At 63.3% G+C, this 237-nt stretch carries 1 protein-coding gene; it reads left to right on the top strand.

What is annotated here, in order from left to right; translation table 11 throughout:
- A partial coding sequence (locus tag FQ664_RS26910) for a hypothetical protein (protein WP_144176006.1) occupies positions 1 to 237 on the top strand: 237 nt, incomplete at both ends.

The raw sequence follows: 237 nt of genomic DNA, 5'->3' as shown, positions 1-237 counted from the left end.
GGGTATCCCCAACAACCCCGACGGCAGCAACCCGCACCTGAAGCGCTCGACCTACCTCGGGCAGGACTGGACCAAGTTGCAGACCAACATGGACGAGGTGTTCGCCGACCTCACCCATCGATTCAACGACAACTGGACCGGCAAGCTGGCGCTGTCTCACTCCGAAGGCGGTTACAACCGCAGCGCCATCGAGTGGGGCGTGAATGACACGCTGGAGTACGGCGCCCCAGGTGGTCC

It is taken from the genome of Pseudomonas persica, assembly GCF_900291015.1.
GTDB lineage: Bacteria > Pseudomonadota > Gammaproteobacteria > Pseudomonadales > Pseudomonadaceae > Aquipseudomonas.
The sequence above is the reverse complement of the archived record's forward strand: the minus strand, read 5'-3'. Positions and strand labels throughout refer to the sequence as shown.